The sequence below is a fragment of the Bacillus chungangensis genome, assembly GCF_030812995.1.
GTDB classification, from domain to species: Bacteria; Bacillota; Bacilli; order Bacillales; family Bacillaceae_C; genus Bacillus_CF; species Bacillus_CF chungangensis.
Genome location: NZ_JAUSTT010000001.1, coordinates 82,598 through 103,217 on the forward strand (window position 1 = coordinate 82,598; position 20,620 = coordinate 103,217).

The following is a 20,620-nucleotide window of genomic DNA, read 5'->3' on the forward strand; positions in this document are numbered from 1 at the left end:
TTTAGAACGCAACTTGTATCATTCCTCTAATCTCTAAAAAGTCTTCTAAAACAAAAAAAGCCCACATCCCTGGACAGGGACGAGAGCTTGCTCGCGGTACCACCCTGATTATAGCAATAAAATGAAGCAGTGCACGCTTCTGCTATTACTATCTCTTTTCAGCACCTTAACGCGGCAAACGACAGCCTTTAACTGTTCTCAGGGGGAGCTCTCTGTTATCCTGAAGCTAGAATTTCTTTCAGCCGTGGAAATTCTTCTCTGTATAAAAGCTTTAGTTCAGATATATAACAGATGTACCCGTCATCAATTTACATATATTTATTATGAATTAAAATTTTGCAATTCAAAGGGATTAGTATAGTCCTAAGTCGAATTATAAAAACTCCTCTCTCTTTTGTCAATAAAGTGTACGTTTTTTAGGCTTGTAAAACATTATAATGAAGATTAACATGTACATGCAAAAATATTAGCTTCATTATCTTCACTTAAGGATTCATTACGAGTCACTTTCGAGAAAAATGGGTAAGACCGTGAAGGAGTGCTATTTTTATAATGGCGGCAATTGGAACAGCAACAATTAATCCTATCACACCGCCGATTTCCCCGCCAATAATTAAGGCAGCGATAATAAAGAGTGGATGCATATTCAATGACTTGCCAACAATGAATGGCGAGAGAATATTCCCTTCGACAAATTGGAGAACAAGCACAATGAAAGCGACAAGATAGACATACTTAGTTGACATTGTGGCTGCAATTAACAGTGCAGGGATCGCTCCAATTAAAGGTCCAAAATAAGGAATCACATTTGTGATGCCAATGATCGCTCCTAACACAATGGAATATTTTATTTTCAAAAGCCAAAATATAACAGTTGCTGCGACACCGATTAAAAGACAAACAAATAACTGTCCTCTAATATAAGCCCCTAATGAATCATTTACATCAGAGGCAAAACGAAACAACCGTGTTCTCCAGTTTTTCGGTGTTAAATACCAAGCTGTTTGCTTTACTTTATCAATATCCTTTAAAAGATAAAAAGAAATAAACGGAATAATGGCTAACATAATAAGGTCATCTGCGAAATTGAGTAAATAATTGCTAACTTTAGTAAAAAATGTATTTGTTTTTTGTTCGATCCGTTCAATTCCTTTATCAATTTGTTCCTGAATCCCATCAGGCCAATGTGAAGTTTCCGCATATAAAGCAGACAGCCAATTTTGATATTGCCTAGCAAATGTGGGAATATGTTCGGTAAAATCTTTTATTTGTTCGATGAATATAGGGATTCCACGATAAAGACCGTATCCAATACCACCAAAAAAAAGGGTATAAATGATTAATATTGCAATAACCCGGTTAATCCCAGCGCTATAAAGTCTATCAACTATTGGATGAAAAAGATAAGTAATAAAACCTGCTATAAAAAAAGGCGTTAGCGAAATAACAATTAAACGAAGAACAGGAAACCAAAAAGGCTTTAATAGCATACCGATATACAGAATAAGTAACAATAAGAAAACGATTCCTAGTTTGTATAACAACTGTATCCAAGATCTGTTCACTTTCACTTTCACCTTCCTTGCTTTCTCCTACATTTATTAGCAGTCCCTTCACTAATGTAGTTTTATTTTATCTTTTCTGTTTATCTTTATTTTTATCCTTAAACAAATAAGTCCAATAAATGAATAAAGCATCGTAGCATCTCTATTCCTAAGCAGCAGCGGCTTTAAATTTCGTACGTAAACACATTAAAGGAGGTGATCAAAAGACACTTTTGCATCTTTTGAGTCACCTCCTTTTTCATTTTATCTAGCTTAATTTTCGTTCTTCTACATGAAATAAATCATCAAGTGAACTTAATGTACCATCTTCTTCGACTTGATGTGTTTGAATGATTTGATCAGAAATAGTAAGCTCAATAAAGCAATTCCAGCAATAGTATTGGTTAAGGCCAATTTTGCCAAGATCTTTACTTTGACAATTTGGGCACTTCAGCATGTGATACGCCACCTCGCATATGATTTACCGACACGACAATGGCATCTTCTCCAATTTTTGGGGGGTGGATGGTTCTGATCATACGCTTCCCATTTGTAATATCAGAAAAAAAACCATCGGTCAGTTCGTACCCTATGATTGTTCCCACCTCTTCCAGAAAATATACATCCTCTAGCTGTCCCAATTGTTCCCCATCGAAAGAAAGCATATTTTTTCTTGCAATCGGTTGAAAGGAGGTCATCGTATATTCCCCTGGTCTTTTTTTATACGTTGGCAAAGAGTCCATTGCTTTTACCATCACGGTGTCATCCCCATAAGACAACACTTTTTCTGTTGGTACGAATATTTTTTTATCCAACAGTCCTTTTGTTTTAACAAGCAGCCCCGTTACCATACCTTGTGCTGAAATTGAAACATCGCAGACAGTACCTAAACGCTTCCCATTTGTGTCAAACACTTGCAGACCTTTAATATTCATATATGTTCGCAAAGCTCAGCCCACCTTCCGAACAATGTTATTGTTTGTGCTACTGCTTGAAATCATAAGGTGTAACATTTTCCATGCTAATCATCGGCCAATGTTATATAATCATGAACTTCTCCTTAATTAATGAACCGTTTCCCATATATTTTCGCCGATTTTGCCATTCGGAGCTCCGAGCGCATTGTAGACGGTTTTTTTACGTACTTCACTTTTTGGATCTTTACCTGAACAGACTTGGTTAATAAAAAGACGTTCAAAGCAGAGAGTCACAAAAAGATGTTACAAAAAATTGAGAAGAGAGCATCATATAGATATAGCGAAAGTTTCTTTATTTCTTTTTAGATCACTTTCCAGAGTTTTTAATCTCTTTTAGGCAATTACCTCTTCATTTCGCAGCATCACCTTTGCAGCAGCCGAAATCAATAACATCATTGCAAACATAATCAATATTGGAAAATAGACACTTAAACTAAAAGCTTCAAACAAAGCGCCATATAGAATCTGTCCGATAGGCGCTGCACATTGTGCTACTGCTGTGATAATAGCCATTACTTTACCTAAGAGATCATTTGGTGTTTGTTTTTGTACAATGGTAATAACAAAAATCGAAACGATTGTCATCGCCATTACAATCGGAATAGCACATAGAAAGAAAAGGATAAAAGATGGAAAATATCCAAGTCTGACTATTAAAGGTGATACTGCCAACGCCATCGGTAAGATTAGAATGCTGATCAATATCAGCCACCGGTAAAGATTTGTGATTTTCATTTTCTTTGCAAAGATGCCAATTGTCAAAGCGCCTAAAATACTGCTGAACTGAATAATCCCTAAAGAGATACCGTACATGGCATCACTGCTTTGCAGTGTAACCCGCATCATATACGGTGTGCCAACAAGAAAAAATGGTGTCAGAAACAGGTTTAGCACCGCTGCTAAAATCATTGCTTTTAGAATATAGGGCTGCTTTAAAACATATATAAAACCACTTTTCATATCCTTAAATAACGTAGGGACAATATGATCATTCTGCTCTCTTTTCGAAAATGGCATCTTAATGAATATTTCCATTATTGCAGACAGGAAAAACGCAACACAGCTTACGATAACCAAAACATAAATTCCTACCATACTATACAACACCCCGCCCAATACTGGTCCAGCAAGGTTAGATAAAGCTCCAACACCATTTACGATGCCATTTGCTTTTTCTAAATTGTCTTCCTTTGTTAATACCGGAATACTTGCCTGCACTGCAGGTTGGTACATAGCACTAATAATTCCTAACAGTACCATCACAATGCCAATTAAAATGACTGAAGCATTTCCGGCCAATAAGAAGAATACGAAGCTCAAAACAACTGCACTGCTTGTAAAATCAAACAAAATCATCAGATTTCGGCGATTAAACCTATCCGCAATTGCTCCGCCGATAGGTGACAAAATGATACTAGGAATCGTTGATATTGCAAGTAAAGCAGCGAATATGTCTGCTCGCCCGGTAAGGTCAAGCACATACGTAGACAGCGCAAACCGAAGCAAGGCTGAACCTAAGATGGATACGACTTGACCAATTACCACAAGGATAAAATTTCTATTAAATAACGCTGTATCATTATTCTGCATATCAAAGCCTCCTTTATAATATGAGGTTTTTCCGCTATTTATTGGAAGCTTGTTCAGTTAACAATCGAAATATATAATCAAAACTGCCTTTTTCCGCACCCAAAATTTGTTCCATGATATAAATAAATGCTTTTGCTTTTTGCAAAATTTCATGTGGCTGCCAATGGAATAATCCCTCGTCAAATAGAAATTGCGATGATGTTAATAAAAATTCTACAGATTCTCTCGGGAAAGGTGTTTGAAAAACTTTTTTATTAACGCCTTGTTCCACAACCTCTGCCAGAATAGGTGAAAGAAGCCGGATAGACTCTACTAAACTCTTTTGATGCATTTCCGCATTATTTACATGATGTAATTCCTCAATCATCTGTTCTCTATTGTTTTCTTTATTTGGTCTTTGCGCCATAATGATTTGAAAAAGTTTCTCTTGGATAGTTAGCTTTGAATCAGCAGCAATTTTTTTAGCTGTCTCTACACCGGCATCAATCATTCTCATAATAACTGCATCCATGACTTCTTCTTTAGATTTGAAATAGTGATAAAAGGTTCCTTTGGCAATGCCCACTGCCTGCAAAATATCATTTACAGTTGTCTTCACATATCCTTTAGAAATGAACAGCAGCTCAGCCGCGTCTAGAATATCGTTTTTTCGTTCTTCGTGTTCTTTAACGATTCTCATGGTTGCTCCTCCTTTACATTAGACCGACCGTCGGTCTAATGTATTTATATGCTAAATCCAGTAAAAAGTCAACACTTTTTTGCAATTCAAATGATAAAAAGAATGAAAACATCACATTCAAAACCTTAAAATTCAACCTATAGTAACTTTTCTAGAAGCGAAAAAAGGATCTTAACCGTTCGTAAATAAAGATGATTTCCTTCTTATGGTTGTTAAAGGAATAAGTTATTTTCATGGAATTTAATCTATTTAGGCCATAGGATAAGGATTAACTTTCACTTAAATGACTGGTTAGATTCTCAAAAAACAATAACGCGTCCTAAAAACAATTGAAAATGATCGCAAACAATGCTATTTTAGGTTTAATGAATGAAGACTGATGGAGGTCTATAACATGAGGAACATACAAGCAAAACTTAAAAAAACTTCCAGCACTCCTATTAACTTAAAATACATGAACGATTGAAAGCAAAGAGCAGCCCTACAACATTACAAATTTTGCTATTCATTTCGGTATATTCATCTAATCTCCTTGCTAAATGGCTTTAAATGTATAGGATTTAAAAGTTGAGTGGATAAAGTCTATTGTATTGTTTTCATAAAGTACAACCATGCCAATCCATAAGATCAAAAAGAAAAATAAAATAAAAATGAAAGGGGAAGGAGCTACAGTGAGTGAGAAACTTTTGCAACAAATTTTAAGTGAAATAAAAGATTTAAAAAATGATCAGCAAGAAATGAAATCCGATATGCTAGAAATGAAAGATGCTATACAAGAGATAAAAACTGAACAAAAATCGATGAAAGCTCAATTAGACGAACATACGCAATTGATCAGGGCAGTTCTTGACCGTCAAGAAGAAACAGATGCTAAACTGGATGCTTTGAGTATGGATGTTCATAAACTCCATGGAAAAGTGGAACAAAACAGTGAAAAGCTAAATGCTCTCGCTGAGGATCAAAAATCCATTTATGAAATTTTAGGCGATCATGAAGTCTCCATTCGTACTCTTAGAAGAAAGCCTGTCTAAGTCCACCCTTTTTAGAGAGAAAAGAAGTAATTATTGTACATGGTATAAACAATCAATAAATGGTTGTCTTTTTTTATTCGGAATATATATTCCAAATAAAAAAAGAGTGTTTAAAAAACACTCGTATAAGCCTCGTCATGCAACAAAATAACCTTGATTTAACCTCGTTTCATCTAGGATGATGGTTCTTACATATAATCATAAGGGGTTACGTCTTCCATGCCAATCATCGGGTCGATATCAAGCATCGTTTCCTCACTCAAGAGCATTGGAAGTGAGTAATTATAATCCTCTTTTGTTACAATGCTTTGCTTTTCTGAAATTAATTTTTCTAATAAGGAAGTATTCCTATCTAAGTCATCGTCTCTTTTTACTCCTAAACGAAAAGCCTCTTCTTCGCCGCAAAGGATCAAAAATTGTTTACTCCTAGTGATTGCTGTATATAATAGTTTTCGACGAAGCATACGGTAATAGCTTTTCACTATAGGAAGAATAACAATTGGAAACTCACTGCCTTGCGATTTATGAATCGAGCAGCAAAAAGCATGTGTTAGCTGTGAAAAATCTGCACGTGTATAAGTCGCTTCAATTCCATCAAACGACACGATCATCATATCTTCCTTTTCCGTATTTTCCTTTGCATAAAAAATCGAAACGATTTCACCGATATCTCCGTTAAAAACATTTTGTTCGGGCTGATTAACTAGCTGCAGCACTTTATCGCCAATCCGATACTTTACATCGCCAAATGTTAATTCTTTTCTCGTCCCATCAGGATTCGCATTAAAAATTTCTTGAAGCAATTCGTTCAAACGATTAATGCCTGCCGGTCCCCTGTACATCGGTGCTAATATTTGAATATCCTTTGCAGTATAGCCTTTCTTTTTGGCGCTTAAAACAACTTTTTCCACAACCTCGGGAATCTGATTCGTTGTACATTTAAGAAATGAACGGTCTGTCTGCTGCACAAGTAAATCATCCGGAACATTGCCATTTTTAATTTTATGCGCCATTTCAATAATCGAAGAGCCTTCCGCTTGTCGATAAATATCTGTTAACCGAACTGTAGGAATAACGTCTGCCTGAAGCAAGTCCTTCAATATTTGACCAGGGCCTACAGATGGAAGTTGATCTTCATCTCCAACTAAAACGACTTGCATCTCATCAGGCACTGCCTTCAAAAGCTGGTGTGCCAGCCAAGTATCTACCATCGACATTTCATCGACAATCAACAGCTTTCCTTCCAACATTTTCTCTTCATTGTATTCTAAATTTTCTTGACCAGTCATTCCTAGCAAGCGATGAATCGTCATTGCAGGCAATCCAGTTGCCTCAGACATTCGTTTGGCTGCTCTGCCAGTAGGAGCTGTAAGTAAAATTGGAAAAGCCTCTTCTTTTTTATAAGTTGCTGGATCTAATGAGCAGCCATGTAATTCACTATATAACTCAACAATGCCATTGATTACAGTCGTTTTCCCAGTACCTGGCCCGCCGGTTAACAATAGAAGAGGAGACATTAAGGCAGTTTGAATCGCTTTCTTTTGCGACGCCGCATAGTGGACGCTCGTTCTCTCTTCTAGAGCTCCCAAAGCAAGCAAAAATTCTGATTCAGGAAATTGATCCTTATACTGTTGCTGTGCTAACATACGCTTCAAGCTGGCAACAATCCCTTTTTCCGAAAAATAAAGTGACGGCATATAGATCCGTTCCGCTTCTATCACGATTTTCCTTTCTTCTGCAAGTTGGAGCAATTCGGCTTCAATCTCTGACATTTCAATGGTACAAGGCTGAGATTTCTCCAACAGCTGTTTCACATTCGGGATCATTTCATTTTTCAAAACATACACATGACCTGCTTGAAGACAGGTTGCTTCTAATTCGTATAAAATGCCTGCTTTAATCCGGTCAGGATGACTTCCACTTATCCCCACTTGTGCACCTAGCTCATCCGCTCTACCAAAGCCAATTCCTTCCACTTCCTCTACTAAACGGTAAGGATTTTCTGCAATGATTTCCAGCGTTAAATCTTTATATACTTGGTAGATTCTCATCGAAAGTTGCGGCCCAAATCCATATTCATTTAAAGCGATCATAATACGTTCAAGGCCTTGGTGTTCCATTAAAGTGTCATATAAGGTTGCAGCTTTATCTGAAGGTAACTTTGGTACGTTATCTAATACTGACGGATTGTCCAAAATTTTACTAATCGCTTGTTCTCCTAAATGTTCAACAATTCTTTCTGCAGTTTTTTTGCCGATACCAGAAAAAAGTTCACTAGATAAATAAGCGATGATTCCTTGTTTTGATTGCGGCATTTCTTTTTTAAAATGCTTTGCTTGAAACTGCATACCAAATTTTGGATGCTCCTTCATCTGTCCGTAAAATATGTATGTTTCTTCCTCATGAATCTTTGGAAAATAACCAGTAATGACAGCTTCTTTTTCTTTATATGCAATGCTCGTTTCAACTACACGGATACGGACGACAGAGTATAAGTTTTTTTCATTGTGAAAGATGGTCACAAGATGGCGACCCTTTATGTAGCTATCTTGTTCTGAAAACAAATCAATTTGATGATCCATCATGAACCTCCTTCCAATGAGCAAAAAGTGCCATTTCGTTATTGTTTCTTTAATGCTTCTTCGATCATTTTCTTTCCATAGCCAGCAAGTAAGTGATCTGGCTGTAATGCTAACGTTTTTTCAAAACAAGCAAGAGCCTCTGTTGCATTTTCTTCAAAACCGATCCATGCTGCCCCTAAGTTATAATAGGCATCCGCATGTTCCGGATCCGCTTCTGTCACTATTTGAAAATGTTTAAGCGCCTCTTCATATAGTTCATTTTTTGCTAAAGCAATTCCATATTGAAAGCGAGCATCAATATCCGCTTCATCCAATTCTACACTTGTTTGTAAGTACGGCATCGCTAATCGGGGTTTATCCAATTCTAAAAAACATCTCCCTAGCATATAATACCCATCATTGCCCGCTAGTTTATTTGCTAAAGCTTTTTCATACCAGCCTGCAGCCAATTCATATTGTTCTCTATGAAAATAAATATTTCCCAGGCTATAATATGCTGGACTCATTGTTCCATCAATTTCAATTGCTTTTTCGAAAAATTTTTCTGCTCTTTCCTGCTCGTTTACTGCCATTAATAAATTTCCGAAATTTGTATAAGCGATAGCATCTTGAGGATTTTCTTCAATTGCCTCTGTAAACATTTGCAAAGCTTGTTCGTATTTTCCCGCTTGTAAATATTCGATTCCAGCTTTATTTTTATCCATTTTCCACACTCCGGACCATACTTAATATTTATTGAATTATACCATAGGAAGCAGTATCAGCATGAAAAAACTCAACCATCATAGAGGACATTCAAGAAATTCTTGAAAATCCTTGGCATGAGTCATACAAGTCACATGAAAAATGCTGCATATATTCTAATACATACATGTTGGCCGTTTTTCATGGCTTGTATAGATCATGCGGATATTCAAGTAATATTTTGAATATACAACTATTGTTGAGTTTACCCGACATACATTAATTGTTTTTTGTTTTTAAAAACTTTGTCAATCGTTCCTCCCCCTAAGCACTCTTCATCGTTATAAAAAACGACTGCTTGTCCAGGAGTAATCGCCCTAATTGGTTGGGCAAAGACAACATCTACTTCATGATCAGATTTCATTTGCACCGTTACGTCATGGTCTTGTTGACGATAGCGGAACTTAGCTGTACAGGTAAATGTTTGTTCCTTTTGTTTTTCAGAAACCCAACTTACATTTACTGCTGTAATCGCATCAGAATAAAGCGCTTCATGATGGAAACCTTGTTCAACAAAGAGGACATTATCCTTTAAGTCTTTTCCAACGACAAACCACGGATCTCCTGCTCCTCCGATTCCTAATCCTTGGCGCTGGCCAATCGTATAGTACATTAATCCATCATGTTCGCCAATGGTTCGTCCATCTAATGTTTTCATTTTCCCTTTTTGTGCTGGTAAATAGCTGCTTAGAAATTCTTTAAAATTACGCTCGCCTATAAAACAAATTCCTGTACTATCTTTCTTCGTTGCTGTTGCTAGGCCTTCTTTCGCTGCTATATCACGAACAGTTTTTTTATTAAGATGTCCGAGTGGGAATAATACTTTCTTTAATTGAGATTGTGTTAACTGGTTTAAAAAATAAGTTTGATCTTTATTTTCATCCATGCCTCGCAGCATTTTATACTCCCCATCCCGAAAAACAACCTGTGCATAATGGCCAGTTGCTAAAAAATCTGCGCCAAGTCGAAGTGCATGTTCTAAAAATGCTTTGAATTTAATTTCTTTATTGCACATGACATCTGGATTAGGAGTTCTGCCAGCCCGATATTCATCGAGGAAATAAGTAAATACTTTGTCCCAATATTGTTTTTCAAAGTTAACAGCGTAGTATGGAATCCCAATTTGATTACAGACACGAATCACATCTTCATAATCTTCTGTTGCTGTACAAAATCCAGATTCATCTGTATCGTCCCAATTTTTCATAAAAATGCCAATGACGTCATAGCCTTGTTTTTTTAATAATAATGCTGCAACAGAGGAATCTACTCCTCCTGACATTCCCACTACTACTCTTGTCTCTTTTTTACTTGCCATTTTTTGTTTCCACCCTTTCACTGCGAGTATGCCAATTGGAGGACCTTATTCTAACTGCTACCGTTTCATGATCTTAACCACCTGTAAAGCTGCTGTTTCGATTTGTTCCGTTGTGTTGTTTAAGCCAAAGCTAAAACGTATCGAATTGCGTATTCGTTTTGATTCCTTTCCAAACATGGCAACCAATACATGAGATGGTTCAAAAGAGCCAGCTGTACATGCCGACCCGCTAGAAGCGGCTATTCCCGCTAGATCTAATTGAACAAGAAGCGTTTCGACATCGGCGCCGGGAAAACTAAGATTAAGAATATGAGGAAGGTTCTGTTCTAGATCACCATTAACCTCAAACGAAATGTCATGAGCCTGAAGGGTGTCAAGAAATAACTGTTGATATTGTCGATATCGTTCTCGGTTATTCTCCATTTCGGCTTGAACTATTTTTACCGCCTTAGCAAACCCAACAATTCCTGGAATATTTTCTGTTCCAGCACGCCTTTTCCGTTCCTGTTCTCCGCCATACATTCCAGCTGCTAATTTAACGCCAGTTTTTACATATAAAAAACCTATCCCTTTTGGGCCATTAATTTTATGAGCAGAAGTCGAAAGAAGATCTACATTTAGTTTCTGAACGTTGAGTGTTTCTATGCCATATGCTTGGACAGCATCTGTATGAAAAACAGCGGGATGATTACGAAGAAGCTCTCCAATAGCTTCTATTGGTTGCAATGATCCAACTTCATTATTGCCATACATGATAGAAACCAAAATAGTATCAGATCGCAAAGCTTTCCGTACATCCTCTATTGAAACGACACCAGTTTGATCTACAGGCAAATAAGTTACCGTAAAACCGTTTTTTTCTAAAAACTTGCATGTCTGAAGTACTGCAGGATGCTCTATGGAAGTCGTGATCACGTGTTTTCCTTGAGTTTGCTTTGCAAGAGCCGTTCCAACAATGGCTAAATTATCAGCTTCTGTCCCTCCGCTCGTAAAAACAATTTCCGAAAAATCTGCATGAATACTAGATGCAATAGCTAGTCTTGCATCATCTAATAGCCTGCGCGCCTCTCTCCCATAGGAGTGTAAGCTGGAAGCATTACCAAAAGAATCGTGTAATATCATGATCATTTTTTCAATTACTTGTGGATGAGGAGGAGAAGTTGCTGCATGATCAAGGTATATATTTTCCATTTTGTCACCTCTTTCCATATATTGTAGGAAGTTTAGTAATATAGAGGGAGGATACTTTTTAAATATAGAACATGTATCCCTCTGTTCCATCATCTTCTGTATATTGTGCCAAGTCTTCAATTGTTGTGCTATCTAATACATTTTTTACCGCATCTCGAATTCTCATCCATAATTCTCGTTTAGCTGGTTCTTCATTCTCAATTCCTTCTACAGGACTAATAGGCCCCTCTAATACACGGATAATATCACCAGCAGTAATGTTTGCGGGTTCATCACTTAATTTGTAGCCGCCATAAGCTCCTCTAATACTTTTTACGAGTCCTGCATTTCTTAAAGGAGCAATTAATTGTTCTAAATAATGTTCAGATAAATCATGCGTTTTCGCGATCGTTTTTAAAGAAGTCGGTCCTTCGCCGTGCCTTCTTGCCAATTCAATCATAATTGTTAAACCATAACGCCCTTTTGTGGAAATTTTCATCCGCTTACACCTCGTTTTATTTCTTTACTCTGTTTATTTTTCAAAAAATAATCGATCAATTTATTTGTAAATCTCTGACATTGAGGCAAAGAAAAACCAACTATTGTGCCAATTAAAATACTGAAAATGATCGTTCCTACATGCACTGGCCCGCCTAAAGACCAGCCGATAATAAGGACAATGACTTCCATTCCTCTTCTGACATGGGAAACTTTCCAGCCCGTTCTCTCCATAATAGCAAGCATAAAACTATCTCGCGGCCCGGCTCCAAGCTGAGCTGAAATATAAATGCCCATCCCATAGCTATAAATCAACATTCCTAAAACGAACATCACTATTTTACCAAATAGTGAATTTGGAGTAACCATAAAAGGCAGCATTAAATAAAAATCCATAAAAATTCCAAGTAACAGCATATTTAAAAATGCTCCAAATTTCGGCCGTTCCTTCATTAAAACAGCGGAAATTCCTAAAACAAAAAAGCCGACAATAATGGACCAAGACCCAATTGTCAGACCAAATTGATAAAATAAACCAACATGTAAAACATCCCAAGGGGTCGCCCCTAGATCTGCCAAAATCAACCATACAATTCCTAATGACATGATTAGCAATCCAATTGTAAAAAGGGAAAGCCTTGCTGTCATATTGCCTCTACGTTTCATTTCTATGCCTCAACTCTCGCTCGTTCATCGTAACAAACTTATTCTGATATTATAGCATATATAGGCCAGCAAAGGGAAACGAACGATTTTTGAGTCACAATTTGTTATCAAGAATAAGGGGGGGCAAGTAATGAAGAGAAAATGGAATAAAGAAGAACTGATAGAACATTTATTCCCCAATAAACTTCATTTAGTTATGGGGAATAAAACAGAAGCAACTCGTTTAAGCTAAAGTACTTTCAGGTGAACTACTCACCACTTATCCGACCTTGCGGTCTGATTGAAGTGGGAGCTTCTTGGGAACTAGATACTTTTGTTAGCTATCTATATTTACCAAGCTATAAGGGTAGTCCCTACCCCTAGAGAAAATACCAACTACATGGCGAGTTTCAGCAAATTTTTACTTGCATTTACGTCTCTATCGTGATGGCTATTACATTTTGGACAAGTCCACTCACGAAGATTTAGGTTTTTTACTTCTTTATTTTGGTAGTCACATTCAGAACATAATTGACTACTTGCATAGTATGGTTACAGACTTAATCAAGCCAAAAAATTGTCTGTGTTGTTTTATTTTCACAAGTGTTTTTAGTTTTGGTAGTTTTATACAGCTATTCTCAATATATATTGTTCCTTTTTGATTGTTTGTTGTGTAGCTATGATGATTACCTTTTTTACTTTTGAATTTCGGGAATCCAATAGATTTTTAAAGAGTACTTGATACCCTTATTTAAAGACTAAACGTATGATGTGAAATTGAGTGTTAAGGGTGGTTAACTTTTAAGTCTAGTATTTACACTCCCATATATTAAGATTCCTTTAAAGCTTTATTTCTTATTCTTATCTTTTGCTTGTTTCACTTTATCATTTTGCATTTCATTAAACATAATCATATCTAGGAAAGTAATGTTTTCCACTTGGGATAAAATAGCGGGATCAGCATCTTCTAACGGAATTGCTCTCAAACACTGCCTAGAACCATCATTTCCTACAAGATATACTTTTATAAAACCACCTTCTAAAATATATTTTATAGTTTTTGATTCAGTCTTTTTGCCGTTTACTTCTTTAGCTTCTTTTGTATTTTTATTATCTATCAAATGAAATTGGTTTTTATAATGTAAGTGAGTAGAAGTTATGTTGATCATATTAAAAAACTCCTCTTGGAAATGATTAATTGTTATTCATCGTTTATTATCTGTATACGGAAAATAATTCTGAGCCCGCTACTCCTCCAAAGGAACGAAAAAATATATGTGATTTTCGTTCTGATCGGTTCTATTTGTTTGCCTTTTTTGGGAAGATGACAGGGCAGCTGCCCTAGTTTACTGCATTAACCCTAACAAGTGGAAAAAGCAATAGAAATACAACCTTAACCTAATTTATTACAATAAAGCACCTCCCTTATTATAAGATGGAATGTTGCGGATGTATTTCTTGTTTTCTAGACCTATGTATAATATCGTCATATGAAATAATTATTTTATACTTATTGTATGAGGCGAGAAGTCGCCCACTCTTATGTGGTGTGGCGAATCGCCTTTTATTACCTTTATGTTACTATCTTCAACGATGCTTTTGTACGGAAAGTTTGTTATGATAAACATATTAGAACATGAGTTTGGAGAGGTTTCAATGAAACAACAACCATTAGCTTTTCGCATGCGCCCTCGTACTATTGATGAAATTGTCGGCCAAACACATCTCGTTGGGAAAGATAAAATTATTGCAAGAATGGTAAAAGCAAAGCAGTTGTCTTCAATGATATTATATGGCCCTCCTGGGATTGGAAAAACATCTATTGCCAGTGCAATTGCCGGAAGCACCCAATATGCATTTAGAATGTTGAATGCGGTGACAAATAATAAGAAAGACATGGAAATAGTCGTTGAAGAGGCAAAAATGAGCGGAAAAGTTATTTTATTATTAGATGAAGTACATCGTTTAGATAAAGCAAAACAAGACTTTTTGCTGCCATATTTAGAAAGCGGCATGATTATCCTTATTGGTGCAACGACAAGTAATCCTTACCATGCCATTAATCCAGCAATTCGCAGCCGCTGTCAAATTTTTGAGCTTTTTCCACTAACAACAGCGGAAATAAAACAAGCATTGGAAAGAGCACTACAAGATGAAGATAGAGGATTAGGAACATATCCCATCCAAATTGAAGAACAGGCATTCAAACATTTTGCGCAAGCAAGCAATGGAGATGTTCGCAGTGCATTAAATGCATTAGAACTCGCAGTCATTTCAACAGACCCTAATGATGAAGGTATTATTCATATTCATGTAGATATTGCCGAAGAATGCCTGCAGAAGAAAAGCCTCGTACATGATAAAGATGGCGACGCCCATTATGATGTGCTTAGTGCCTTTCAAAAATCAATTCGCGGCAGTGATGTCAATGCGTCGCTTCATTATTTAGGACGGTTAATTGAGGCTGGCGATCTTCCTAGCATTAGCAGGCGTTTGCTCGTCATTGCTTATGAAGATATTGGCCTTGCTAGTCCACAAGCGGGAGCAAGAACGTTAGCTGCTATTCAAACAGCGGAAAAAATCGGTTTTCCAGAGGCGCGAATTCCGCTAGCTAATGCAGTCATTGAGCTTGCCCTTTCGCCAAAATCAAATTCTGCTATAACCGCTATTGATGAAGCATTAAAAGACATCCGTGCTGGAAAAAGTGGAGAAGTGCCCCTTCACTTAAAAGATGCACATTACAAAGGTGCAAAAAATTTAGGGAGAGGACAGGAGTACAAATATCCGCACAACTATGAAAGCGGCTGGGTCTTGCAGCAATACTTGCCTGACACGATAAAGAACAAAACATATTTTAATCCTAAAAAAACGGGGAAATTTGAACAAGCGCTCGCATCTGTGTATGAAAAGATCCTTAAAAATCAATAACATTAAAATGAAACTTCCATATGTGTGGGGGGTTCTCTCATCCCCCACCCATAAGAAGTAGAACAAAGGCAAGGCCACAACATCCTCGAAAAAGGAATTATTTTTTCGAGGACGATGTTCCACGATCAGAGCCTTCCTTATCTTGTCGGTTTGCCTTTTAGTTATCACCCAGTGGGAGCCTTGCTGCCAGTTAGATGTTGGATAAAATAGAGATCGATTTATGCTACATAAAAAAATATGTAATGACTCTTCAGGCTTTTAATCTTTCATTCTTTTTCCTTTTTCTCTATCTTTTCAATTTGAAATCCATTTTGTTCACCAACGTTTTTTTTCAGTTCCATCTGACAGCCTGTTAATAAGAAGATCGAGATTCCGATCAACAAAATTCTTTTAAGGATTGTTGTATTCATCTGTTTTTTCCTCCTATTTTATTTATAATAAATAAAGTTAGTTAAGAATTAGTCTTGATCATCTCAACCTTAATCACGAGGCATACTCGTAAAAGGAATCACTTTATTCAGATTTCGTTTCTGTTTTTCCCCATTCTTGTGATAAGGAACTAGGCAGCAACATCTCTTTTATGAAAAACAACAAATGCCAACAAATGGAAAATAAGGAAATAAGCAAGTAAAACAAAGATAGAAAAGGAAAATGTCATTCCGTCTACTAAAGGAACCCCATCTATATATTGGCTTAAATCTGTGTTTGCAAACAAACTATACTTAGCCCAATCGAATTTTATTGCAATGAGATTCGTGATTGTTCCTCCCATTAAAAGTAAAAATATCGATACACCGATCGCTAAAGAACTTGTACGAAAGACAGCAGAAATCATGAAGGCCATCGTTGTCAACATCAGTACCTGTATTGAACCTAATAAATAGGTTGAAATAGCGTACGGGAACATCCCCTTCTCCACTACTTCTCCACCGCTGTATGAAAGGTGAATATTTGCTCCCTCCTCTGCGCCAAATAACAAAGCCCCTGTTACAGCGGCACTAATAAAGACAATTGTCATTAAGCATATTCCGAAAAGCAGGACGGTCAAATATTTAGAAAGTAATATTTTCGTACGGCTTATCGGCCGAATAAGCAGCAGTTTAATTGTCCCCCAGCTAAATTCATTGGCCACAACCCCTCCAGCAATGACAATTGTAAATAACCCGACAAAGTTTATAATAGAAGAAGAATCGATAAGAAACGACCAAGTGCTATTTTTTGTTTGAGGAGGCAGTTCATGTTTGAGCCGATATTCATTAATAGCAATTTCTTTTTCCAATGATTGCTTAACAAGCATTTGTGTATCTGGTGCTTCTGCTAAGCGTTGCTTTGCTTCTTCATTCTTTGTGATTAATACTGGCTGCCAATCTTGTTCTGGTGTTTTATTTTTCGCTTCATATGTTTTCATAAAAATTCCAGAAGCAATAACTACGAGCAGAATCATCCCGATCATCAGAAAAGTGCTGATACGTTTAAAAATTTTAATCCATTCATTATATACAAGGTTAAGCATGCATGCTGCTCCTTTCTCCATTCGTCACTTCTAAAAACCTATCTTCAAGCGTTTTTGTTACTTTTGCTGCTTCAAAAATTTGAATATCATTTGTGGAAAGAAGGTGAATGATATTTGGAATATTTTTTTCTTCTGTACTTACTAGCAAACATTCCTCTGTTTGCTTCAAATCTGAAAATTGCTGTTTAACAAGCAATGTCGTAGCTTTTTGAAGCGGGTGAACACGAATACGATACAACTCTTTCGTTTGGTGTACAAAATCCTTTACAGGTTGAACATCTACAAGCTTCCCTTGTTGAATAATCGCAATACGATCACACATCATTTCCATTTCCGACAGCAAATGACTAGAGACAATAACTGCTATCTCTTTCTCTTTAGCAAGCTTCCGCAAATAATCGCGAATTTCTCTAATCCCTGCTGGATCTAAACCATTTGTCGGTTCATCTAAAATTAATATTTTCGGGTCATGAAGCAAACTTTGGGCGAGACCAAGGCGTTGTCTCATCCCAAGGGAATAAGTTTTCACTTTGTTATGAATACGGTCTTTCAAACCAACAAGCTCTATTACCTCATTGATTCTTTCTGTTGTCACTCCTTTTGCCATCCGAGCATATTGCTTTAAATTTTGATATCCCGTCAAAAATGGATACAGCTCAGGATTTTCAACAATTGCCCCAATATGCTGCACCGCATCAGCATAATTTTTTTTTATATTTTTCCCACAAATGATGATATCGCCGGATGAAATGTTAGTTAGTCCAACTATCATTCTAATCGTTGTTGTTTTTCCCGCTCCATTAGGTCCTAAAAATCCAAAAACCTCTCCCGCTTTTACTTCAAAACTTAACTGATCAATGAGCTTTTTTCCTCTGATCATTTTCGTCACGTTTTCAAGCTTCAAAACAGTGCTCATTTTGTATACTCCCTTTCTTCCTCCAGTTTCATGACGGTTGTTTTAAACCAATTTAAAACGGAAAGGCCTTGTTCTTCCCGAAGGCGCTCTACATTTTCTTGGCCAATGAGCTTCCCTTTATAAATCGCCATCACTTCATCTAACAGCGGTTCAATTTCATCAATTTCATGTGTAGCAATAATGACTATTTGGTTTTCAAAATCAATATAGGAAAGCAAGCTTTTCACAATTGAGTCTCTCACAAGAGGATCTAGACCTGAAAAAGGTTCATCCATTAATACAATTGGCACTTTTCTAGCTAGTGCCAGTACAAGTTTTAGACGGCCGCGATTCCCTTTTGAAAGCTGTTTAATTTTCTTGTTAGGATCGAGTTTCATCTCTTTGCACAGTACATATGCCTTTTCAATATCAAAGTCTACAAACTGTGATTGGTAAAATTCAATCGCTAATTTCACGGTGAAAAAATCATAGAACATATCCAGTTCTGTAAGATACGAAACTTTCCTGCTGATTTTACGTGTAACAGTTTCGTTTTCTATCGATACTGTTCCTATGTTTGGATAGACAAGTCCAGCAATCATCTTTAACGTTGTTGACTTTCCACTGCCATTAGGACCTACTAAACCATATATTTTTCCTGGCTCAAAGCGAAGCGACACACCGTTTAGAGCATAGTCCCTTCCATATTTTTTCCATAAATTGTCAATAAGTATCGTCATTTTTCCTGCCTCCTTTGCAAATGCTGCTGCAAACCAACAACCATCTCTGAATCCGTAAATCCAAGCTCTTTCATGCTGCTAACAAATGTTTCAATGACATTTGCTTGCAAACGGATTTTTAATTGTTGAACGATGTCTGGATGATCTACTACAAACGTTCCCTGTCCTCTTTTTGTTTCCACTACTCCCATCCTCTCCATTTCACTATAGGTCCGCTGAATTGTATTGGGATTTACACTTGCTTGGATAGCCATTTCACGAACAGATGGCAATTTTTCACCTGGTTTTATTTCTCCCCGTACGAGCTGATAAAATAGTCGTTCTGCTATTTGCATATAAATTGGTGTCGATGTCTCAAAATTCATTTTCCTTACACCTCTACTTTTCTATCCAGCAATTTTCCTGCAACTAAGAAAAGAATGATACTAAGGATGACATAATAGAAAATGAAAGAAGCTGGAATTCCTAAAGGTGTCATCGCGGCATCTAATCCCATTCCATTTTCATAAGCTTTATTACTATAAATCTCCGCTCTCCAAAGTCCAAAGATATAGTCATTAAAACCAAACTTTTGAAAAAGATATCCCAAAAAATGATAAGCCCCAATAATGAGAACAATTACTAGCCAGCGTAAATGTTTTAACGCTGGATATTTGCTTAATGAATGATAGACAGTCCATAGAAAAATGACCCAAAGCGTAAAATATAATGCAGTTGCCAAAGTAAAGCCATTGAGAAGCAAGAGATGCTTGAAATGAAACTTGAAATTAAACAATTGTTCTATTTGCTCGTTAAAGTACCATTTATATAGCAGTAAAAAATATAAGTTAACTAGCAATTGTGAAATCATTTGATAACCAACCACGACACATAACTTCGAGAAAAGCAGCTGATAACTGCTTTGTGGGTTGTGAAGCCACATTTGTGTCTTTCCTTCTATTCTTAACATACTCATCATCATTAATGGCATAAGATACAAATGGAAAAAAAACAGAAAGAAAATGATTGGCAATGTCACCAAAGGCTCATCATATTTCTTTGAAAAAAAGAAAGCAATGATCATGCCCCCTACTGATAAAACAAACCAGATCATATACCAAAATTGAAGAATCATCCCATCTTTTTTTAATAATCCTAAAAAAGGCTTCATTGTTACACACTCCTCTAAAAAAACTAATGTATTAGTGTACTATCCAAATAGTACACTAATACATTAGTGAATGTCAATCATCTTTACATATAGAGTGAAACTTCCATCAGTGGGGGTTTTCTCTCATCCCCCACTGATGAGAAGTAGAACAAAGGCTAAGATCGCAACGTCCTCGAAAAAGAAAACCGCTCTTTCTTCGTGCGATGTGTCTCTGACGAAGCTTTCCTTGTCCTGTTGCAACGCCTTTATGACCGACATCCTCAAAAAAGAAGAGCACTTTTTCTTCGTGTGATGCTGATTCAAGAAGCTTTCCTTATCCTGTCGGCCTGAACCAATCGGACATTTGACTTTCAGTTATCCCCCACCTAGCGCTTCTGATTCCTCTTACTCCCCAAGGTGGGGGTCTTACTGCCAGTTAGATGTGGGATAAAATCTAAAGCAATTAGCGCCTTTTATGGGTTATAATAAAGAAGCGTGGTTTCATATAGCTTTACTGAAACAAATGTCTGCAAAAAAGATTCTGAAGTTTTTATTGATTAAAATTGTGATACGATTCACATAAATGTTATAATCAAGTGGATTGCTCTTTATTTTAATATATAAAACTAGCATATCG

The 20,620-nt window shown here is 36.7% G+C and carries 20 protein-coding genes and 2 pseudogenes; 2 read left to right on the forward strand and 20 right to left on the reverse strand.

All coding sequences use genetic code 11. The features are described from left to right. Positions 1 to 503 precede the first annotated feature (503 nt). The 5 genes from J2S08_RS00425 to J2S08_RS00445 all read right to left on the reverse strand — a co-directional run bounded on the left by J2S08_RS00425 (position 504) and on the right by J2S08_RS00445 (position 4,790). Positions 504 to 1,565: an AI-2E family transporter gene (locus tag J2S08_RS00425; protein WP_307225578.1), complete on the reverse strand. Its 1,062-nt coding sequence runs from the start codon at positions 1,563 to 1,565 to the stop codon at positions 504 to 506. 247 nt (positions 1,566 to 1,812) lie between these two features. Continuing rightward, complete coding sequence (locus J2S08_RS00430; RefSeq protein WP_307225580.1) at positions 1,813 to 2,001, reverse strand: hypothetical protein; 189 nt, start codon at positions 1,999 to 2,001, stop codon at positions 1,813 to 1,815. Further along, on the reverse strand, positions 1,973 to 2,491 hold the full coding sequence (locus J2S08_RS00435; RefSeq protein WP_307225582.1) for a PRC-barrel domain-containing protein: 519 nt from the start codon (positions 2,489 to 2,491) through the stop codon (positions 1,973 to 1,975). Before J2S08_RS00435 ends, J2S08_RS00430 begins: the two co-directional genes overlap by 29 nt. 363 nt (positions 2,492 to 2,854) lie before the next feature. Next, complete coding sequence (locus tag J2S08_RS00440) at positions 2,855 to 4,111, reverse strand: MFS transporter (protein WP_307225584.1); 1,257 nt, start codon at positions 4,109 to 4,111, stop codon at positions 2,855 to 2,857. A gap of 34 nt (positions 4,112 to 4,145) precedes the next feature. Beyond that, positions 4,146 to 4,790, reverse strand: coding sequence for a TetR/AcrR family transcriptional regulator (locus tag J2S08_RS00445; protein WP_307225586.1), 645 nt, complete (start codon positions 4,788 to 4,790; stop codon positions 4,146 to 4,148). 671 nt (positions 4,791 to 5,461) lie between these two features. Here J2S08_RS00445 and J2S08_RS00450 point away from each other — a divergent pair. Next, the gene (locus J2S08_RS00450; RefSeq protein WP_307225588.1) at positions 5,462 to 5,821 is read left to right on the forward strand and encodes a hypothetical protein; all 360 of its coding nucleotides are present in this window, start codon (positions 5,462 to 5,464) and stop codon (positions 5,819 to 5,821) included. A 188-nt stretch (positions 5,822 to 6,009) separates the two neighbouring features. On the opposite strand, the gene recD2 is transcribed toward J2S08_RS00450, so the two are convergent. The 9 genes and pseudogenes from recD2 to J2S08_RS00490 all read right to left on the reverse strand — a co-directional run bounded on the left by recD2 (position 6,010) and on the right by J2S08_RS00490 (position 13,947). Next, positions 6,010 to 8,406 (reverse strand): SF1B family DNA helicase RecD2, encoded by a 2,397-nt coding sequence (gene recD2 / locus J2S08_RS00455; protein WP_370875609.1) that lies wholly within the window; start codon positions 8,404 to 8,406, stop codon positions 6,010 to 6,012. A gap of 35 nt (positions 8,407 to 8,441) precedes the next feature. Further along, positions 8,442 to 9,107 (reverse strand): tetratricopeptide repeat protein, encoded by a 666-nt coding sequence (locus J2S08_RS00460; RefSeq protein ID WP_307225592.1) that lies wholly within the window; start codon positions 9,105 to 9,107, stop codon positions 8,442 to 8,444. 245 nt (positions 9,108 to 9,352) lie between these two features. Beyond that, the gene (gene mnmA / locus J2S08_RS00465; RefSeq protein ID WP_370875610.1) at positions 9,353 to 10,465 is read right to left on the reverse strand and encodes a tRNA 2-thiouridine(34) synthase MnmA; all 1,113 of its coding nucleotides are present in this window, start codon (positions 10,463 to 10,465) and stop codon (positions 9,353 to 9,355) included. 57 nt (positions 10,466 to 10,522) lie between these two features. Then, positions 10,523 to 11,656: a cysteine desulfurase family protein gene (locus J2S08_RS00470; protein ID WP_307225595.1), complete on the reverse strand. Its 1,134-nt coding sequence runs from the start codon at positions 11,654 to 11,656 to the stop codon at positions 10,523 to 10,525. Between the two features lie 58 nt (positions 11,657 to 11,714). After that, the gene (gene cymR / locus J2S08_RS00475; RefSeq protein WP_307225596.1) at positions 11,715 to 12,134 is read right to left on the reverse strand and encodes a cysteine metabolism transcriptional regulator CymR; all 420 of its coding nucleotides are present in this window, start codon (positions 12,132 to 12,134) and stop codon (positions 11,715 to 11,717) included. Continuing rightward, positions 12,131 to 12,799: a YczE/YyaS/YitT family protein gene (locus tag J2S08_RS00480; RefSeq protein ID WP_307225597.1), complete on the reverse strand. Its 669-nt coding sequence runs from the start codon at positions 12,797 to 12,799 to the stop codon at positions 12,131 to 12,133. Before J2S08_RS00480 ends, cymR begins: the two co-directional genes overlap by 4 nt. A gap of 375 nt (positions 12,800 to 13,174) precedes the next feature. Then, positions 13,175 to 13,324, reverse strand: a pseudogene (locus tag J2S08_RS00485) (zinc ribbon domain-containing protein); the annotation flags it as partial. Between the two features lies 1 nt (position 13,325). Further along, a pseudogene (locus J2S08_RS22715) lies at positions 13,326 to 13,505 on the reverse strand (RNA-guided endonuclease TnpB family protein); the annotation flags it as partial. Between the two features lie 121 nt (positions 13,506 to 13,626). Then, the gene (locus J2S08_RS00490; RefSeq protein WP_307225599.1) at positions 13,627 to 13,947 is read right to left on the reverse strand and encodes a hypothetical protein; all 321 of its coding nucleotides are present in this window, start codon (positions 13,945 to 13,947) and stop codon (positions 13,627 to 13,629) included. A gap of 487 nt (positions 13,948 to 14,434) precedes the next feature. Between J2S08_RS00490 and J2S08_RS00495 the strand changes: the two genes are divergently transcribed. Continuing rightward, the gene (locus J2S08_RS00495) at positions 14,435 to 15,706 is read left to right on the forward strand and encodes a replication-associated recombination protein A (protein WP_307225601.1); all 1,272 of its coding nucleotides are present in this window, start codon (positions 14,435 to 14,437) and stop codon (positions 15,704 to 15,706) included. A gap of 266 nt (positions 15,707 to 15,972) precedes the next feature. Here J2S08_RS00495 and J2S08_RS00500 read toward each other — a convergent pair whose 3' ends face one another. The 6 genes from J2S08_RS00500 to J2S08_RS00525 form a co-directional block, all read right to left on the reverse strand. Continuing rightward, positions 15,973 to 16,116, reverse strand: a complete 144-nt coding sequence (locus J2S08_RS00500) for a hypothetical protein (protein WP_307225603.1) — start codon at positions 16,114 to 16,116, stop codon at positions 15,973 to 15,975. Positions 16,117 to 16,265: 149 nt separating this feature from the next. Beyond that, positions 16,266 to 17,219 carry an ABC transporter permease gene (locus J2S08_RS00505; protein WP_307225604.1) on the reverse strand — a complete coding sequence of 318 codons (954 nt, stop codon included), beginning with the start codon at positions 17,217 to 17,219 and terminating at the stop codon, positions 16,266 to 16,268. Continuing rightward, positions 17,212 to 18,135, reverse strand: coding sequence for an ABC transporter ATP-binding protein (locus J2S08_RS00510; RefSeq protein ID WP_307225606.1), 924 nt, complete (start codon positions 18,133 to 18,135; stop codon positions 17,212 to 17,214). The genes J2S08_RS00505 and J2S08_RS00510 overlap by 8 nt, the downstream gene beginning before the upstream one ends. Then, positions 18,132 to 18,854: an ABC transporter ATP-binding protein gene (locus tag J2S08_RS00515; protein ID WP_307225608.1), complete on the reverse strand. Its 723-nt coding sequence runs from the start codon at positions 18,852 to 18,854 to the stop codon at positions 18,132 to 18,134. The genes J2S08_RS00510 and J2S08_RS00515 overlap by 4 nt, the downstream gene beginning before the upstream one ends. Then, positions 18,851 to 19,219 carry a GntR family transcriptional regulator gene (locus J2S08_RS00520; RefSeq protein ID WP_307225610.1) on the reverse strand — a complete coding sequence of 123 codons (369 nt, stop codon included), beginning with the start codon at positions 19,217 to 19,219 and terminating at the stop codon, positions 18,851 to 18,853. The genes J2S08_RS00515 and J2S08_RS00520 overlap by 4 nt, the downstream gene beginning before the upstream one ends. Before the next feature lie 5 nt (positions 19,220 to 19,224). Further along, on the reverse strand, positions 19,225 to 20,004 hold the full coding sequence (locus J2S08_RS00525; protein ID WP_307225612.1) for a hypothetical protein: 780 nt from the start codon (positions 20,002 to 20,004) through the stop codon (positions 19,225 to 19,227). Positions 20,005 to 20,620: the final 616 nt, after the last annotated feature.

What these genes read in the sequence shown, in the direction of transcription:
- J2S08_RS00430 (WP_307225580.1), bottom strand. Translation starts at nt 2,001, where the DNA reads ATGCTGAAGTGCCCAAATTGTCAAAGTAAAGATCTTGGCAAAATTGGC.
- J2S08_RS00440 (WP_307225584.1), bottom strand. Translation starts at nt 4,111, where the DNA reads ATGCAGAATAATGATACAGCGTTATTTAATAGAAATTTTATCCTTGTG.
- J2S08_RS00445 (WP_307225586.1), bottom strand. Translation starts at nt 4,790, where the DNA reads ATGAGAATCGTTAAAGAACACGAAGAACGAAAAAACGATATTCTAGAC.
- recD2 (WP_370875609.1), bottom strand. Translation starts at nt 8,406, where the DNA reads ATGATGGATCATCAAATTGATTTGTTTTCAGAACAAGATAGCTACATA.
- J2S08_RS00460 (WP_307225592.1), bottom strand. Translation starts at nt 9,107, where the DNA reads ATGGATAAAAATAAAGCTGGAATCGAATATTTACAAGCGGGAAAATAC.
- mnmA (WP_370875610.1), bottom strand. Translation starts at nt 10,465, where the DNA reads ATGGCAAGTAAAAAAGAGACAAGAGTAGTAGTGGGAATGTCAGGAGGA.
- J2S08_RS00470 (WP_307225595.1), bottom strand. Translation starts at nt 11,656, where the DNA reads ATGGAAAATATATACCTTGATCATGCAGCAACTTCTCCTCCTCATCCA.
- cymR (WP_307225596.1), bottom strand. Translation starts at nt 12,134, where the DNA reads ATGAAAATTTCCACAAAAGGGCGTTATGGTTTAACAATTATGATTGAA.
- J2S08_RS00480 (WP_307225597.1), bottom strand. Translation starts at nt 12,799, where the DNA reads ATGAAACGTAGAGGCAATATGACAGCAAGGCTTTCCCTTTTTACAATT.
- J2S08_RS00490 (WP_307225599.1), bottom strand. Translation starts at nt 13,947, where the DNA reads ATGATCAACATAACTTCTACTCACTTACATTATAAAAACCAATTTCAT.
- J2S08_RS00495 (WP_307225601.1), top strand. Translation starts at nt 14,435, where the DNA reads ATGAAACAACAACCATTAGCTTTTCGCATGCGCCCTCGTACTATTGAT.
- J2S08_RS00500 (WP_307225603.1), bottom strand. Translation starts at nt 16,116, where the DNA reads ATGAATACAACAATCCTTAAAAGAATTTTGTTGATCGGAATCTCGATC.
- J2S08_RS00505 (WP_307225604.1), bottom strand. Translation starts at nt 17,219, where the DNA reads ATGCTTAACCTTGTATATAATGAATGGATTAAAATTTTTAAACGTATC.
- J2S08_RS00510 (WP_307225606.1), bottom strand. Translation starts at nt 18,135, where the DNA reads ATGAGCACTGTTTTGAAGCTTGAAAACGTGACGAAAATGATCAGAGGA.
- J2S08_RS00515 (WP_307225608.1), bottom strand. Translation starts at nt 18,854, where the DNA reads ATGACGATACTTATTGACAATTTATGGAAAAAATATGGAAGGGACTAT.
- J2S08_RS00520 (WP_307225610.1), bottom strand. Translation starts at nt 19,219, where the DNA reads ATGAATTTTGAGACATCGACACCAATTTATATGCAAATAGCAGAACGA.
- J2S08_RS00525 (WP_307225612.1), bottom strand. Translation starts at nt 20,004, where the DNA reads ATGAAGCCTTTTTTAGGATTATTAAAAAAAGATGGGATGATTCTTCAA.